This is a genomic window from Streptomyces incanus (genome assembly GCF_042656345.1).
GTDB lineage: Bacteria > Actinomycetota > Actinomycetes > Streptomycetales > Streptomycetaceae > Streptomyces > Streptomyces incanus.
In genome coordinates this window covers 1-16,217 of sequence record NZ_JBHSPC010000120.1, presented here as the reverse complement: position 1 = coordinate 16,217, position 16,217 = coordinate 1, and the positions used below count along the sequence as shown (strand labels likewise).

Genomic DNA, 16,217 nt, shown 5'->3' with positions numbered 1-16,217 from the left:
ATGCCACCGGCCTACACCCGTCAGAGACAACCGGCACCCTGAACCGAAAGCCTCAGAAGACACCCCGGTCAACGATGTCAGAAGTCAGACCTCCACTCAGGCGTTCTCGTCATGGATCCGCGCCCCTAGCCTCGATCTTTCTTGACGGTCCGCCGATGGAGTCGGCGGACCGTTTCGCTTTCGGTGGCTGATGCCGAGCAGAACGAGGCTCCCGACCGCACCGAGAGACCGGTCACCTCGTTCAGCCGCACCACACGCGCCTGCAGTGCCCGTCTAATCATGGGTTCCAAGGGGTGCCGAGCAACAGGCACAGCTCGTGGCAGCACCACTGACGCTTGGTCGTGCACAGGATCTCGAAAAGCACCTGTTGGGACACCTGACGAGGTCTGATCACCGGGTACGGGAGGGTCTGCGCCCGGGAACCCCGGTGCGGGACGGAGAGAGTGCGAGACAGGCCCGTGAGGAACCCCACGGATGCGACAGCGCAGGCATCACATGATGGCTGCGCAGGGTGCGCAGCAGACGGGAGGTCTCTTCGCGGTGCAAGGAGAGGACGATGTCGACGGGGTACGCGGGCACCTCTCCAAAAGCCACGGCGGGAGGTACGGAAGGAGGTGAAGTTTCAGCTCTGGTCATGGCGGAGGGCCAGGTGACGATGGTCGAACGGGATATCCGCACATCCTTGGCACACTGGCATGCCAACGACAGTCGAAGCGGTGGTCGACAAGTGCTCAGCCCTGCTCACCGGACGGTCCTCGAAGGCGATGCGCCCGTGAACCGCTCCGGGACGGAACGGGAAGGCGGCGCGGCTGTCGCGCCGGATGGATGGGGCGCAGCCGGCGGGCAGAGCGCGTACCCCGGTTGCCGTCCCATGGCTCGCGGTGGTGGTCGCCCGGTGCGTACCCGGAGCAGGTGGTGCTGTCGCCCCGCCCGTGCCCGCCGCCGGCTCAGCGGCACCCGGTCCGAACCGGCCGAGGAGGCCATGGCGTTCGCCGCACACCGGCGAGGAGACCCTGTCCCCTGTCCGCGCTGCGCCGGCCGGCCGCCGCCGTGCGGCACACAGAAGCGCCCGATCCGCGGCCGGTGAGCGGCCGCCTGCGAGAGCGGGCGACGGCCGTCGGTCGAACTGAGGGCGGAGCCGGCCCAGAGGTCGACGGCCTCCTTGCGGGACCGCGAAGAAGACGAGGGGGCCGATCATTGTGCGCTTCCTCTTCTTCAGGCCCCCGGAAGTGGGATGAGGCGGGCGCGGACGGCCGGTCAGGCTGGAGGGGGGCGTTCAGCGTTCCCAGCAGCTCCAGGGCGTCATGGGACCGGCTGCCGGGGTCGGCCTGGTAGGTGACGAGCTGTCGCCCGGGCGTCCGGTTGACGGTGAAGCTCTCGTAGGGCGGGTCGAGATCGCCCACGTCGGTGTGGGGAGCGACTTGGAGCCGCCGGTTTCGCCGTGCACGTGGTGCCGGGCCCAGAGTTCACGGAAGGCCACGCTCTTGACGGACAGCTCGCCGACAACCTCCCGCAGGCGCGGGTCGTCGGGGTTCACGCCCGTGGCTCTGCGTATGGGGCACGCGTCACGGTGGGATCCGCTGACGAGACAGTGAGGACCTTTTCCAGAGACCTGCTCAGGGAAGGACCGGAAAGGAGGACCGGCCGTCGGTGGACTGGTTCGGGGGGAGTCCCCGGGACTTCGTCGACGACATCGACAGCCGCACGGTGGACATACCTGCGCCCAGCCCCGGACGGTGGCGGCAGTCGGTGCGAAATCGGTGCCGGATGGGGTGCAACCCCTCGCCCGGCACCGGTGTTTCATTCGGTGATGGACGAGAAGGCCGAGCGGCAATTGACCGAGCTCCTGGCGGCGAACCTCGACGGCGGCTTCACCGAGCTGGTCAGGGTCCACGGCAGGGCGGTGTACACGTTCCTGCTCCGGGTCTCCGGTTCGGCCACCGAGGCCGACGACCTGGGGCAGGACACGTTCCTGCGCGCCTACACAGCCTTACAGGACTACGGCCCCGAGCGCCGACGGGCTCTCAGAACGCGTGCCTGGTTGCTCGCCATCGCGGCGAACGTGTGGCGCAACCACCTGCGCACCTGTTCCCGGCGGCCCGCCCTGGTGAAGGTGCCCGTGGAGGAGACCGCCGACGCCTGGAGCGACCACAACCCGGGGCCGGAGGAGCTGGCCGCGCTCGCCGACGACCGGCGGCGGCTGGTCACGGCGCTGCTGGAGCTGCCGGAGCACCACCGCACGCCCGTGGTGCTGCGGCACGTGGTGGGGCTGAGCTACACAGAAGTGGCCGAAGTGCAGCAGTGCGCGGTCGGTACGACCAAGGCGCAGGTGTCTCGAGGCCTGAGAACTCTGCGCCGGCTGCTGGAGCCGGAGACAGTCGTGCTGGAGGAGGTGACGACATGAAGAGCGACCACGAGGCACCGGACGCGGCCCAGCCCGGGCTGGGCGGGCTCACCGCGGAACCACCGGCGGACTTCGCCGTGCGCGTGCTGCGGCGTGTCGGCGTTCCGCGCGAGACCTACGACACCTACGTCCGCCTCGACACGGCCGTCGGCGGTCTCTTCGTGGCGGCGAGCCCGGAGGCGGTGACCGGCGCCGCGCTGGACACGGGCGGACTGACCGCGACGGCCTTCGAGGAGCTGCACCGTGCCCGGACCGGCCGTTCGGCCCTGCGGTCGGCCAGGCCGTTCCCGGGTGTCGTCACCGCACTGCGGACCGGACGCGCCCGGCGGCTGCACATCGACTTGTCCCCGCACGGCCCGGTGGAACGGGCCGTGCTGGAGGCGGTCCGCGCCATCCCTGTCGGGCAACTGCGCCCGGTCGGCTGGATCGCCCAGGAGGCCGGGACGGCGCCGGAGGCCGTAGTCGGCGCCCTGGCCCAGAACCCGACCGCGGTACTGATCCCCTGCCACCGCGTGACATACGACGACGGCACACCTTGCGACGCCGCCCATCTCCCCGACGTGGGGGACGCGCTGCGCGCTGCGGAGGGCGTCGACCTGCGGCGGATGGCGGAACTGCACCGGCACGGAGTGGTGTTCCTCGGCAGCGACACGACCCGGATCTACTGCCACCCGACCTGCGCCCACGCCCGCCGCATCACCCCGCCCCACCAGGTGCCGTTCCGTACCGCGCGCGAAGCCGGACTGGCCGGTTACCGCGCCTGCAAGGGCTGTCGGCCCGTCACCGTGTGACGGCCACCGGAACCCCACGTCCATGAGAAAGACGGAGTTGTATCGTGCGAACCAGTGACATCCCCGGCAACACCACCGCGGCGTTCGCGGTCTACCCCACGCCACTGGGGCGGCTCATGCTGGCGGCCACGGCCGACGCGCTCGTGGTGTGCTGCTACGGCACCCTCGAGGATGCTGTGGCCCGCGTCACCCGGGCGGGCCTGCGGACCGTCGAGGAGGAGCACGCGGACCCGGCCCCGCGGAAGGTGCTGGAGGAGGCGCGGACCCAGCTTGACGCCTATCTCACCGGTGCCCGTCGCGACTTCACCGTGCCGGTGGACCTGCGGCTCGCCACCCCGTTCAGCCGCCGGACCGTCATGGCGCTGGACGCGTTCGTGCCGTACGGGCGCACCGCGACCTACGCGCAGCTGGCCGAGGCCCTGGAGCGGCCGCGGGCCGCCCGCGCGGTCGGGACGGCGCTCGGCGCCAACCCGCTCTGTGTCGTGCTGCCCTGCCACCGGATCGTCGGCTCCGGAGGCAGCCTGAACGGATACGCGGGCGGCCTGGCCGCCAAGCGTTTCCTGCTCGGTCTGGAGGCGCAGAACAGTCCGGCAGGCCCTTGACCGGTGGGCGCCGGTAAAAACCCCCGTCACCGGCGCCCACCGCCCTTTCTCCGTCGCCTTCACCCGCCCTCTTTGGAGACCCGAGCCCGTGAACGCCTATGACACCCCGCCCCTGCCCGGGCTCACCGAGCCGGCATCCGCCGACTGGCCGGCCGCCGACAGCAACGGGCTTCCCACGCTGCGCCACCTCGACTGGCCCGCTCTGGCGGCAGAGCTGGACGCGGACGGCGTCGCACTCACCCCGCCCCTGCTCACCCCCGGGCAGTGCGCGCAGGCGAGGGAGATGTTCGACGAGCCGGGGCTGTTCCGCAGCACGGTGACGATGGCCCGGCACCGGTTCGGCGAGGGGTCGTACCGCTACTTCGCCCACCCGCTGCCTGAACTGGTCCTCGCCCTGCGCCGGCAGCTGTACCCACCCCTGGCGCACATCGCCAACACCTGGGCGGCTCGGCTCGGCGAGCCGAAATTCCCCGGCCTTCACGAGGACCTCGTCGCGGCCTGCGCCGCCATGGGCCAGCACCGGCCGACCCCGTTGCTGCTGCGCTACGAGCAGGGCGGTTACAACTGCCTGCACCAGGACGTGTACGGGGACCTCACGTTCCCGCTCCAGGTGGCGGTGCTGCTGAACGAGCCGGACCGGGACTTCACCGGGGGCGAGAGCGTCTTCGTGGAGCAGCGGCCGCGCGCCCAGTCCCGGCCCATCGTCCGGCGGCCGGAACAGGGGCAGGGCCTCATCTTCGCCGTCCACCACCGGCCCGTGCGGTCCGCGCGCGGCTGGAGCCGGGTGATGCTGCGGCACGGAGTGAGCGCCGTGCACAGCGGGCGGCGCCATGTCCTCGGCGTGATCTTCCACGACGCCCGGTAGGACCCGCCGGAGCGATCGTCCCTCCCGAAAGGGCGGCTGCCGTCGAGCGCGGTGACGTCAGTGGTCACTGATGCTTTCGTGCGGGGCTGTTTCCCCGGCCGCCGCATCGTTCCTTCGCGGCACTCGGCCGTACAGAGCACGACGACGTGCGGCAGGCGGGGTCAGCCAAAACTGCGACCGCGCCGTGCGGGCCGGAGGGCAGCCAATTGCCCGGCCTCGCGCCTGCCGTGTCCGGGCGACTCATCCCGCCCGCTCGGCCAGGGACCGGGCCGCCGCGTGGACGTGCCTGTCCCGCAGGCCGTAGGGGATGTGGGGCAGTGGTCTGCGGGCCGCGGTAGTCCTGGCGACGTTCTTGCCGTGGCGGGCCCTGATCCGGACCCGGTCCTCGGCTGCGCATCTCCTGCAGGGTCTTCTGGGTCCCGGGCTGCGCGGACTTCGGAAGAGCGTTCGCCACACGGTGGACCGTGTGGATCGGCACCCCGGGTGCCTGGCCCGCGGAAACACCTTCGTTCCTTCATGCCGTCCAGACGCACGCCCACTGGGGCCTGGACACGGGGGCGAGCCCGGCCGAGGCGGATCTCGGGAGGAACGCCGTCGGCCCACACATGGACGTAGTTCGTCGCGGACGGGTCACGCCGCTAGAACGCGGCGTGACCGTCCTGCCGCCGCCTGGTCAGGCGGGCCACCGTCGCCGCGGGCGGTGGTGACCGCTGCGCGCCATCGGGCGTCGGTCACGCTCGTCTCGTTCGACGGCCGGTTCGGCTGTGCCCCGGCCGGCTTCCGCCCCCGGCGAGGCGGCGAGCATCCGCCTCGCGCCCTCGCGGAGGACCCACAGGTCGTGAGCACTGTTCGACCGCCGCGGCGAACCTGTGTACGGCCTCTGCACCGTTCTGTTCTGCCGCCTCGCCCCCCGGGAACCGGAAGCCGTTGCAACAGCGCAGGTCAGCGCCGTCCTTCCCGCTCGGGAAACTGCCTCTCCCGCTAAAGAGTCGCTGGAGAACCGCGACAGCGCGGTTACGTACGGTCGCTGTGTGACGACAGGAGGCTTCCAAGCCCTGTCTCGCACCACTGTTAACCGGCGAGTCAGCGTAAGGAGCAGTGGCACTACATGCAGCACGCACAAGAGGCACGGACCACGTCGGCCGAGCACGAAGTCCGGGCGGACCTGGCGGCTATGCCGGCGAACGGCTCGCCGTACCGCCTGGGCGCGGCCCTGCTGGAATCGCTCGCGCAGGAGATGAGCGCACTCGCCGAGCAGGCGTCCGCGCTGCTGAGAATGCCGCCGGAGAGCCTCTCCCTGGACGCAGACATCTTCGCGCAGATCGTCCGCAGGAATGTTCCACGCTGGCATTTCGCCATGCTCAACGACACCGAGCGCAACGGGAACCTCGTCGCCGCTCTGGAGCGGGGCGTCCCGGCCGGCGCGACCGTGCTGGACATCGGCTCCGGCAGCGGGCTGCTCGCCATGGCCGCGGCCCGGGCCGGCGCGAGCCGGGTGTTCACCTGCGAGATGAACCCGCTGCTGGCCGAGGTCGCCCGGAACGTCGTGGACGCGCACGGCCTGTCCGACGTGATCACTGTCATCGGCAAGCCGTCCACCGAACTGGACCCGGAACGGGACCTCGGCGGACCGGTGGACGTCCTCGTGTCCGAGATCGTCGACTGCGGTCTGATCGGTGAGGGCCTGCTGCCCTCCGTGCGCCACGCACGCGAGCACCTCCTGGCGCCGGATGGGATCATGCTGCCGTCGGCGGCCCGGCTGTACGGCAGGCTGGTGAACAGCGAGGCGGTGCTGAAGCTGAACCAGGTCACCACGGTCGGCGGCTTCGACGTCTCGCTGATGAACACGCTCACCACCCGCAGCCACTTCCCGGTACGGCTCAACACCTGGCCGCACCGGTTCCTGTCCGAGGCGGCACCAGTGCTGGAGTTCGACCTGGCGCGCGACGCCCTGGAGCCCGGCGAACGCACCCTCGAGTTCCCCGCCACCGCGGACGGGGAGGCCCAGGCCCTCGTGGTCTGGTTCGAGCTGGAGATGGGCAACGGCATCGTCCTGTCCAACTCGCCGGACAACCCCAACTCGCACTGGATGCCGGGCTGGGTCCCGCTGGAAAAGCCCGTGCTGACCAAGGCGGGCGAGACAGCCTCCCTGCGGCTCCGTTGGAGCGACTTCACCCTCCTCGTGAGCCTCTGACACGGCCTCGCCCAGCGCCGGAGACGCACCGGCGACCGCCCCATTCCGAACCACGATCAGGGAGCCAGCGATGAGTCACGTCCCCACGCATGTCCCGTTCGAGCTGAGCGGCGCGGAACTGCGCGACGCGGTGGTGCAGTACGCCACCGCCCCGATCTACCACGACAACCTGGACTGGTTGAACCACGACAACCCCTACCGCCGGCAGCTCAGGCCGCAGGTCCTGCCCCACCTCGACTACGACAAGGTGCCGGGCCGCGAGAACATACTCGACTACACGAGCCTGGCCGTGCAGCGCCTGCTGACCAGCATCTACGAGGCCGACCTCGTGTTCTTCCCGAAGTCCGGCCTGGAGGGGAAGGAGGAGGACTTCCGGGCGTTCTACAGCCCCGGCAACCGGGCGCTCGGCGAGCGCATCCGGCCGGCGCTGGAACGGTACGCCTTCGGCTTCCTCGACCACGAGGTGGAGACGTCCGGCAAGTGGACGGCCGAGAGCCTCGACGCCTACCTCGACTCCCTTGACACCAGCGGCGGCGAGGAGCCGTCGCCGACGGAGAAGGCCATCCGGAACTCTTCCGACCCCCAGCGCGCGGCCCGGATGTGGCTGGTGCAGTTCGCGCCGGACTTCCTCTCCGAGGCGTCGCCGATGATGCGCAACGTGCTCGGCTACTACGGCCCCGCCCAGTCCGAGTGGTTCAAGGTCGTCATCGACGAGTACGGCTACGGCGTCCACGACACCAAGCACAGCACCCTGTTCGAGCGGACCCTGGAGTCGGTCGGCCTGGAGTCCGACCTCCACCGGTACTGGCAGTACTACCTCAACAGCAGCCTGCTGCTGAACAACTACTTCCACTACCTGGGCAAGAACCACGAGCTGTTCTTCCGCTACGTGGGCGCGCTCTACTACACCGAGAGCTCCCTGGTCGACTTCTGCCGCCGTGCCGACCGGCTGCTGCGGGACGTCTTCGGCGACACGGTGGACACCACCTACTTCACCGAGCACGTCCACATCGACCAGCACCACGGCCGGATGGCCCGCGAGAAGATCATCAAGCCGCTGGTCGAGGTCCACGGCGAGGGCGTCATCCCGGAGATCGTGCGCGGCATCGAGGAGTACCGGGCGCTCCTGGACGTCTCCGACTTCGACTTCTCCGAGCAGATCGCCTGGATGGACGCCCAGCCGGAGCTGAAGAAGCTGCACGGCCCGGTCTTCGAAGGGCTGAAGCAGGGCAAGGTCGACGCGCCCGTCGCGCATCTCGTCGAACCCCGCGGCGAACTGTCCAACACCCACTGCCATGAAGGTGACGAACTGTGCCACATCGTCTCCGGCACCATGCGCTTCGAGAGCGGGTTCGGCTCGTCGCTCACGCTCCAGGCGGGCGAGGGCGTGGTCATCAAGCGCAACCGGCTGCACGGCGCCAACATCGAGTCGGACGAGTGCGTCTACGAGATCCACTCGGTGGGGGACTACCGCAAGTGCCTGTCGTGACCTTCCCCGCCACGGGGCGGGACAACTGCGTGGTCGTCGCCGGAACACCGTACGTCTACGCCACGGTCGGCGGCCGGGGCTTCGTGATGCGCGCCCGGTGTCCGCACCGCGGCGGCCCCCTGCACCTGGCCGACACGGCCGAGGACGGCGTCCGGCTCGTGTGCCCGTGGCACGAACGCAAGGCCGCGGTGACCCGGATGCGCGCGGAGATCCCGGCCGTACGGGTGGGCAACCGGGTCACCGCGGTCTTCCCCGACCGGCCGCCGACCCGCGGCTGGCCGGCACCGCCGACGGCCTGCCCCGGCGTGACTCTGGAGCACCGGCCACTGTCGCCCGCGCTGTCACGCCAGCACGCGGCAGCCACCTGACCCGCCGACGACTGCAACGCTCCGGGGCCGGCCGGTGTTCTACAGACGGGCCGGCGCGCCGGGGGCTGCATGCCCCCGGCGCGCGCACCGGATCACGAGAGACCACATGCGAGGAGAGCGGAACATGGGCAGGGACGGTGGAAAGCCGCTGCTGCTGCTGATCGGCAGCAGTGGCCGGCGCAGCCGGGAGTTCATCCTTCGGACGGTGAACCGGCGCTATGCGCTTTGGCTGCTACAGCCGGCCCCGGTGACTTGGGAGGAGCCCTACGTCGTCGGCAGCACCCAGGTCGACAACACCCGTCCCGAACTCCTCATGGAGGCTGCCCGGAGGATAGCCGCCGAGCAGGAGGTGGCCGGCGTGTTCTGCTACGACGAAGGACTCGTCACCCCGGCAGCCCATGTGGCGCAGTCGCTCGGCCTGCCGGGGAACTCCCCCGACACGGTCGCCGCCTGCCGGGACAAGAACGCCACCCGGGTCGCGCTGGAGCGTGCCGGGGTCGCCCAGCCGGCCTCCATCGGCGTGCGCTCCCTGGACGAGGCGCGGGACGCGGCGGAGAAGCTGGGCTTCCCGGTCGTCCTCAAGCCCCGTGGTCTCGCCGGCGGCATGGGCGTGCGCCGGGCCGACGGGCCCGACGAGGTGGAGAGCGCCTACCGGGCGGCGTCCGGCGCCTCCTACCCGGGCGTCCCCGTCTTCGAGGTGTCCGTGCTCGTCGAGGAGTACGTCGACGGCCCCGAGATCAGCGTCGACGCCGTCTTCTTCGAGGGGGAGGGCATCCCGCTGGCGGTGGCCCGCAAGCAGGTGGGCCTCGCGCCCTTCTTCGAGGAGATCGGCCATGAGGTCGACGCGGCCGACCCGCTGCTGTCCGATCCGCAGCTGATCGAGGCGCTGCGGGCCAGCCACGCCGCGCTGGGCTTCCACACCGGCGTCAGCCACACCGAGTTCCGCCTCACCGCGAACGGCCCGCGCCTGATGGAGGTCAACGCCCGCCTCGGCGGCGACATGATCCCCTACCTCGGCGAACTCGCCACCGGCGTCGACGTGGCGATGGCGGCGGCCGACGTCGCAGCGGGCCGGCGCCCTGAGACGACACCGAGCCGGCACCGTGCCGCGGCGATCACCTTCCTGTACCCCGAGCGGGACGTCGAGATCGAGGCGGTGACCGTGCACGAGGACCGGTTCCCGCCCGAGATCCACAGCGCCGACGTGATGGCCGACCCGGGGGCCGTGCTGCGGTTGCCGCCGCGCGGCTACATCTCCCGCTACGCCAGGGTCATCTCCCTCGCGGACACTATGGAGCAGGCCCGGACGGCACTGCTGAAGGCGCCGGAGCTCGTTGAACTCGCGGGCCGATCGGTGGAGGAGTCGTCCTGATGGCCGCGACCGGTCAGAAGTCCTCCGAACCCGGCGGGGCCGGCCACCCGTCGGTCCTGCAGACCCTGCGGGGCATCCCGGGCCCTGTCTGGCTCGTACTCGTCGGCATGCTGGTCAACCGGCTCGGCAATTTCCTCCAGATCTACCTGGTGCTCTACCTCACCGCGAAGGGGTTCTCCGCGACCGAGGCGGGCCTGGCGCTGGGCGCCTACGGCGTGGGCTCCGTGATCGGCGTGCTGGTGGGCGGTTCGGCGTCCGACCGCATCGGCTACGCGTGGACCATCGTCGGCTCCATGGCGCTCGCCGGACTGGGCACGCTGAGCCTGCCCCACCTGGACAGTCTGCCCCTGCTGATCGCGGTGGCCGCGTTCATCGGGCTTCTGGCGCAGATGTACCGGCCGGCCTCCTCGGCCCTGCTGGTGGAGCGCACCCCCGAGGACCGCCACGTGATGGTGTTCGCCGTCTACCGCATGGCGTTCAACCTCGGCACCACGGTCGGCCCGCTACTCGGCGCACTGCTGATCAGTTACTCGTACAACTTGATCTTCTATCTGGAGGCGGCGGCGCAGCTGGTGTTCGCCGTCTTCGCCCTGATGCTGGCGCGTTCCGGGGACACCGCGAGGCCGGTCGAGCACGATGCGAAGGGCCCGACCCGGTCGTACGTGGCCGTGCTTCGGGACACCCGGTACGTGCTGTTCCTGCTGGCGCTGTTCCTCAATGCAGTCGTCTACATCCAGCACACCTCCGCCCTGCCGCTCCAGATCAAGGCCGACGGACACGGCGTGGCCTTCTACTCCAGCCTGCTGTCGCTGAACGCCGTCATGGTCATCTCCCTGGAGCTGCTGCTCACGAAGTACGTGCAGCGCCTTCCCGGCAGGGTCGCCGTGGCGCTCGGCGTCGGACTGGTCGGCGTCGGGATGAACCTGTACGTCGCCGGGCCCAGCATGGCCATGTACGTCGTGGCGACAGTGGTGTGGACGGTGGGCGAGATCATCGGCACTCCGACCGCCTCGGCCTGGCCGGGCCGGGTCGCCCCCGAGTACCTGCGGGGCCGCTACATCGCCGCCGCTGCCTTCCCCATGCAGATCGGCTACGCGATCGGCCCCGTGCTCGGCGTCGCCGCCTGGCAGGCGTCGTCGGCATCGGTGTGGTGGCTGTCCGGACTGCTCACCGTGGGTGCCGTGGCCGCGGCCCTCGTCGGCATGAGCGCGCCCCGCGCGGACACCGGCACCGGTGCCGCCCCGGCTGACGAGCAGGCCGACGAGCCAGCCGGGCGGACAGGCGGCCCGGTCGCCGCCGACACTCCCTGATCCGTCCCAACCCTTGATCCGTGCCGCGCGTTCCGGCACCTGTACTCGGAAGTGAGCGAGCTGCGCATGGCATACGCAGAAGGCATCGAGAAGTTCGTGGAAACGGTGAACGGCGCGCTGCCGCCCGACTTCTACACCTACCCCGTCGAACGGCAGCGCGTCCTGTACGACTCGCTGACCGAAGTGCTGCCCATCCCCGTCCCCGAGGGTGTCTCGCACCGGGACGCGACCGTGGTCCACGAGGGCCGCACGGCCCGCATCCGCATCTACGAGCCGGCCGAACGCGGCGACCACGCCGTGCTCTTCTACATCCGCGGCGGCGGCTTCGTCATCGGCTCGCTGCACAGCCACCACAGCCTGGTCGCCGAACTGGCCGACCGCACCGGGCTGGTGACCATAGCCCTGGACTTCGGCATGGCGCCGGAGAACCCGTTTCCCGGTCCGTTGGAGGACTGCTACGCGGGTCTGTGCGGCACCCTCGCCGACCTTCCCGCGCTCGGGCTGGGCGACCTGGACCCGGATGGTGCAGTGACCTGCGGCGAGAGTTCCGGCGCCAACATGGCGGTGGTGCTGTCGATGATGGCGCGCGACCGCGGCGGCCCCCGGCTGCGCGGCCAAGCCGTGATCAGCCCGGTCCTGGACTTCACCCGTTGGCGCCACGGCGGAGAGGACGCGCCCCTGCTCTCCGGCGGCGAGATGGAGTTCTACACGGCCTGCTACTGTCCGCAGCCCGAGCAGGCCGCGGACCCGTACGTCTCGCCGCTGCTGGAAGGAGCGTTCCACGGTCTGCCGCCGGCCTACATCGCCGGCTGCGAGATGGACTCGCTGTGCGTGGACGCGGAGAAGTACGCAGCCCTCCTCAAGGAGAACGGCACGCCGGTGACGTATGTGCGGGAGGACGGGATGGTGCACGCCCCGGTGCGCGCCCGACGGGTCAGCGAGCCCGCAGCGGACTTCTTCGCCCGTTACTGCACCGCCGTTTCCGCACTGGCGCGGAAGGAGGCTGCCGATGATGAACGCTGACGTGCACGGGGGCCGGGGACAGGGCCCCTGCATCGTCATCGACCCGTACTCCTCGGGGGCCCTGTTCACGGAAGCCCTGCGCAGTCAGGGTGTCCCGGTCGCGGCGGTGGTGAGCAGCCCGCGCCCGCCCGAGGCGTACGCCTCCTCTTACCGACCGCAGGACTTCCCCGACGTCATCGTGTACGACGGGGACTTGGACGACGTCGTACGACGGGTGCGGGCGCTGGACCCGCTCTGTGTCATCGCCGGCTGCGAGTCCGGCGTGGAACTGGCCGAGCGGATCGCCCCCCGGGTGCTGCCGGAGCTGAGCAACGTGCCGGAACTGGCCGAGGCGCGCCGGGACAAGAGCCGTATGGCCGCAGCCGTGCGGGCGGCCGGGCTGCCGGTCATCCCGCAGATCTGCACCGCGAACGTCGAGGAGGCGGCCGCCTGGCTGGAGAGCGAGGGCCTGATCGGGGCCGACCTGGTGATCAAGCCGCCGAAGAGCGCCAGTACCGACGGCGTGATCAAGGTGCAGGGCGGGACGGACTGGCGGGCCGTGTTCGAGCGGCAGATCGGCCGGATCAACCAGTTCGGAGAAGTCGACGACCGGCTCATCGTGCAGAAGTTCGTCACCGGCACCGAGTACGTGGTGGACACTTTCAGCCACGACGGCAAGCATTCCCTCGTGGACGTGTGCTCCTACGGCAAGGTCGACAACGGCCCCAACATGGCCGTCTACGACACCATGCGGTGGCTGCCTCCGGACGAGCCCGTCGTCGCGACCCTCGCCGAGTACGTGTTCGACGTGCTGGACGCGGTCGGCGTCCGCTTCGGCTCCGCCCACGTGGAGGTGATGGGAACCGCGGACGAACCGGTGCTCATCGAGCTGGGCGCCCGTCCGCACGGCGGCGGTCAGCCGCGGTTCAACCGCAACGCCACCGGCGACAGCCAGATCGACCGGACGGTGCGCTGGCTGACGGGGGGCGAACTGCCGCAGGGCTACGAGCTGCTGACCCACCAGATGTGCGTGTTCCACATGGCCCGCCGCTCCGGGATCATGCGCGACACTGCGGTCCTGGACGAGATCCGGACGCTGCCGAGTCACCACTTCTCGGTGCAGAACCTGTCCGACGGTGACCGTGTTTCCGTCACCAGGGACTTGGTCGACAGCCTCAACTTCGGCTTCGTCATCCTCGCCCACCCGGACGATGAACAGATCAAGCGGGACTACCGGATCATCCGTGCCCTGGAACAGAAGCTAGTCATCGAAGAGCCGTGATCAACGCCATTGCGTTCCTGACGAGTTCCCTGGTAGTGATCATGGCACCGGGTCCCGACCTGGCCCTGATGACCCGCCTGGTGCTGGCTGGTTCGCCGCGTACGGCCGCTCCCGCCGCGTTCGGCGTGATCGCGGCGGGAGCCCTCCAGGTAGCTCTGGGCGCCCTGGGGCTCACCGCTCTGCTCGCCGCCCGCCCGGACCTGTTCACCGCCTTCCGGTGGGCAGGCGCCGCCGTCCTGTTGGTCTGGGCGTACCAGGCACTGCGCACGGCACTGCGCACGGCCGCCACCGCGGCGCCCGGTCCCGAGGACCGGGCGGACGACCCACCGCGCGGCCGGTGGCGCGTTTTCGGTCTGGGGCTGCTGTGCACCGGCTCCAATCCCAAGGTCGGCATCTTCCTGATGGCGTTCCTGCCTCAGTTCGTGCCGTCCGGCATGGACCCGACCGTCGGGGTGGTGTTCCTGGCCTGCTGCTACCTCGCCCTGGGGCTGGCCTGGCTGCTCGTGTGGGTGAGGCTGACGCACCGGCTGTCCCGGCACCTGAACTCCCCGTCGGCCCAGCGGCTCACCAGTGGGCTCACCGCCGCCGTCTTCGGCGTGTTCGCGCTACGCCTGGCCCTCGGCGGATGACGACGCCGACAGCGGACCGCGGCCGGAACACCGGCTCGTACCCGCCGGGGCCGGGCCGCTCACACCGCCTGGAACTGCTCCTCCTCCCGGTCGAGCAGCACCTTCGCGTACCGCAGCAGCGGACCGGGCATGCTGAACCGGCTGTGCGCGTCCTCCCGCAGCAGGCTCGCGTCGACCAGCCGGTACAGGGACCACCGGGCCTCCGTCGGCGTCGTACCCGCCGCGTCCGCCACGGTGTAGGCGGTGATGTGGGTGCCCTCGGTCCGGCCGAGCAGCCGGAACACCCGGCGCGCCGGCTCCGGCAGCGCTGTGTACGACAGCTCGAACGCCGCCTGGACCGAGGACAGCAGGTCCCCCGGGAGAGGGGGCTGCCGGAAGAGCCCGGCCTCCTGCAGCTCCACGTAGTACTGGGCAATGCTGAGGCAGGGATGCTGGGCCAGACGCGTCGCGAGGACCCGGATCACCAGGGGCAGCCCGCCGCAGTACCGGCCCAAGGCCATGGCGGCGAGCAACTCCGCCTCGATCCGTTCCGGTCCCAGCAGCCGCCCGAGCAGCGTCAGCGCCTCCTCGTCGTCGAGCGCGTCGACGGCGATCCGCCGTATGCCGTCCCTGGCGACCAGACCGGGCAGTGTGTTGCGGCTCGTGACAAGCACGGCACACCCCTCATCGCCGGGAATGAGGGGGCGTATATGGTCCTCGTCGCGCGCGTTGTCCAGGACCACCAGAACCCGCCGCCCGGACAGCCTGGTGCGGTACAGGTTCGCGACCTCGTCGAGGTGGTCCGGGACACATTCCCCGGGCACGCCGAGCGCGCGCAGGAACGAGGTCAGGGCCGCCTGAGCGTCCAGGGGGCCTCTGCGGGCGTGACCGTGCAGGTCGATGTAGAGCTGCCCGTCCGGGAAGGAGTCCAGCACCCGGTGCGCCCACCGCAGTGCCAGCGCGGTCTTGCCCCCGCCGGGCGGCCCGGTGAGCAGCGCGGCCGGGACTTGGCCGTCCCGCTCGCCGGGAGCGAGGAGCATCTGGTCCAGCTCCCGGATCTGGGCGGCGCGCCCGACGAAGTGCCGGGTCCTGGCCGGCAGCTGCGACGGCTTGCCCTCGGACGGCAGAGGAGGGGCCGACGGCCTGGTCTCCCGCAGGGCGTCCTCCGTCTGCCGGGGCAGCAGCGCACTACTGGGCCAGCTGAGCTGCTGGCGCAGGACCCGCTGATGGACCTGGCGTATCTCCGGGCCGGGCTGCAGCCCCAGTTCGGCGTCGAGCCGCTGCGTGACGTCGGCGAACACCCGCAGCGCTTCGTACTGCTCGCCGCAGCCGGCCAGGGCCAGCATGAGCCGTGCCTCCAGCCCTTCGTGCAGGGGGTCGTCCTCGGCGGCGGCGCGCAGGGCCGACACCACCTGCTCCGGCTGCTCGAACCGCAGCGCGAGGTCCGCGTACAGAAGCAGATTCTCGGTCCGCTGACGGACCGCCGCGGTGGCCGCCGAGTGAAGGGCCAGCTGCGGCTCGTCGGCGAGGATGGGGCCGCGCCAGCACTGGTGCGCGAGTGCCGCGAGCTCGTACGCGACCTTTGCCTCCCCTCGGGCATGGGCCTGCCGCGCCTTCTCCGTCAGGTCCCGGAAGCGGGTCAGGTCGACCTGATCGTGTCCGACCGACAGAGCGTAGCCGGTCGGAGTGCGGACCAGGTAGGAGGCGGCCTGGTCCGCAGAACCGGAACCGGAGGAGCGCAGAAGTCTGCGCGCCTGGCTCACGTACGTGTGGATCAGATGCTGGTAGGAACGCGGTGGCTCCTTCGGCCAGAGGGTGCTGCCTATCACGTCGAAACCGGCCGACTGCGGATGGCACAGCGCCAGCAGTGACAATAAGCGCCGCAGCTTGAGAGAGCGTACGTCGCTCACTATCACGGCAGCTGTAGTTC

General features: G+C 70.6%; 13 protein-coding genes and 1 pseudogene. 12 read left to right on the top strand and 2 right to left on the bottom strand.

What is annotated here, in order from left to right; genetic code table 11:
• Positions 1 to 947 precede the first annotated feature (947 nt).
• A pseudogene (locus ACFP2V_RS32455) lies at positions 948 to 1,804 on the bottom strand (MmyB family transcriptional regulator).
• Between the two features lie 6 nt (positions 1,805 to 1,810).
• Here ACFP2V_RS32455 and ACFP2V_RS32450 point away from each other — a divergent pair.
• From ACFP2V_RS32450 to ACFP2V_RS32395, 12 genes are all read left to right on the top strand, one after another.
• Positions 1,811 to 2,404 (top strand): RNA polymerase sigma factor, encoded by a 594-nt coding sequence (locus ACFP2V_RS32450; protein WP_381218864.1) that lies wholly within the window; start codon positions 1,811 to 1,813, stop codon positions 2,402 to 2,404.
• Complete coding sequence (locus tag ACFP2V_RS32445; RefSeq protein ID WP_381218863.1) at positions 2,401 to 3,195, top strand: MGMT family protein; 795 nt, start codon at positions 2,401 to 2,403, stop codon at positions 3,193 to 3,195. Before ACFP2V_RS32450 ends, ACFP2V_RS32445 begins: the two co-directional genes overlap by 4 nt.
• A 44-nt stretch (positions 3,196 to 3,239) precedes the next feature.
• Positions 3,240 to 3,797 carry a methylated-DNA--[protein]-cysteine S-methyltransferase gene (locus tag ACFP2V_RS32440; protein WP_381218862.1) on the top strand — a complete coding sequence of 186 codons (558 nt, stop codon included), beginning with the start codon at positions 3,240 to 3,242 and terminating at the stop codon, positions 3,795 to 3,797.
• Between the two features lie 88 nt (positions 3,798 to 3,885).
• A complete protein-coding gene (locus ACFP2V_RS32435; RefSeq protein ID WP_381218861.1) occupies positions 3,886 to 4,662 on the top strand; it encodes a 2OG-Fe(II) oxygenase in 777 nt (258 codons plus the stop codon).
• Positions 4,663 to 5,770: 1,108 nt separating this feature from the next.
• Complete coding sequence (locus tag ACFP2V_RS32430; RefSeq protein WP_381218860.1) at positions 5,771 to 6,856, top strand: 50S ribosomal protein L11 methyltransferase; 1,086 nt, start codon at positions 5,771 to 5,773, stop codon at positions 6,854 to 6,856.
• A 70-nt stretch (positions 6,857 to 6,926) separates the two neighbouring features.
• Complete coding sequence (locus ACFP2V_RS32425; RefSeq protein ID WP_381218859.1) at positions 6,927 to 8,345, top strand: iron-containing redox enzyme family protein; 1,419 nt, start codon at positions 6,927 to 6,929, stop codon at positions 8,343 to 8,345.
• The gene (locus tag ACFP2V_RS32420) at positions 8,333 to 8,713 is read left to right on the top strand and encodes a Rieske 2Fe-2S domain-containing protein (protein ID WP_381218858.1); all 381 of its coding nucleotides are present in this window, start codon (positions 8,333 to 8,335) and stop codon (positions 8,711 to 8,713) included. Before ACFP2V_RS32425 ends, ACFP2V_RS32420 begins: the two co-directional genes overlap by 13 nt.
• A gap of 124 nt (positions 8,714 to 8,837) precedes the next feature.
• Positions 8,838 to 10,085, top strand: coding sequence for an ATP-grasp domain-containing protein (locus tag ACFP2V_RS32415; protein ID WP_381218857.1), 1,248 nt, complete (start codon positions 8,838 to 8,840; stop codon positions 10,083 to 10,085).
• Positions 10,085 to 11,395, top strand: a complete 1,311-nt coding sequence (locus ACFP2V_RS32410; protein WP_381218856.1) for an MDR family MFS transporter — start codon at positions 10,085 to 10,087, stop codon at positions 11,393 to 11,395. Before ACFP2V_RS32415 ends, ACFP2V_RS32410 begins: the two co-directional genes overlap by 1 nt.
• Before the next feature lie 66 nt (positions 11,396 to 11,461).
• Positions 11,462 to 12,418 carry an alpha/beta hydrolase gene (locus ACFP2V_RS32405; RefSeq protein WP_381218855.1) on the top strand — a complete coding sequence of 319 codons (957 nt, stop codon included), beginning with the start codon at positions 11,462 to 11,464 and terminating at the stop codon, positions 12,416 to 12,418.
• Entirely contained in the window at positions 12,405 to 13,679 is a 1,275-nt protein-coding gene (locus ACFP2V_RS32400; RefSeq protein WP_381218854.1) for an ATP-grasp domain-containing protein, read from the top strand. Before ACFP2V_RS32405 ends, ACFP2V_RS32400 begins: the two co-directional genes overlap by 14 nt.
• Entirely contained in the window at positions 13,676 to 14,308 is a 633-nt protein-coding gene (locus ACFP2V_RS32395; protein ID WP_381218853.1) for a LysE family translocator, read from the top strand. Before ACFP2V_RS32400 ends, ACFP2V_RS32395 begins: the two co-directional genes overlap by 4 nt.
• A 59-nt stretch (positions 14,309 to 14,367) precedes the next feature.
• On the opposite strand, the gene ACFP2V_RS32390 is transcribed toward ACFP2V_RS32395, so the two are convergent.
• A partial coding sequence (locus ACFP2V_RS32390) for an AfsR/SARP family transcriptional regulator (protein ID WP_381218852.1) occupies positions 14,368 to 16,217 on the bottom strand: 1,850 nt, incomplete at its 5' end.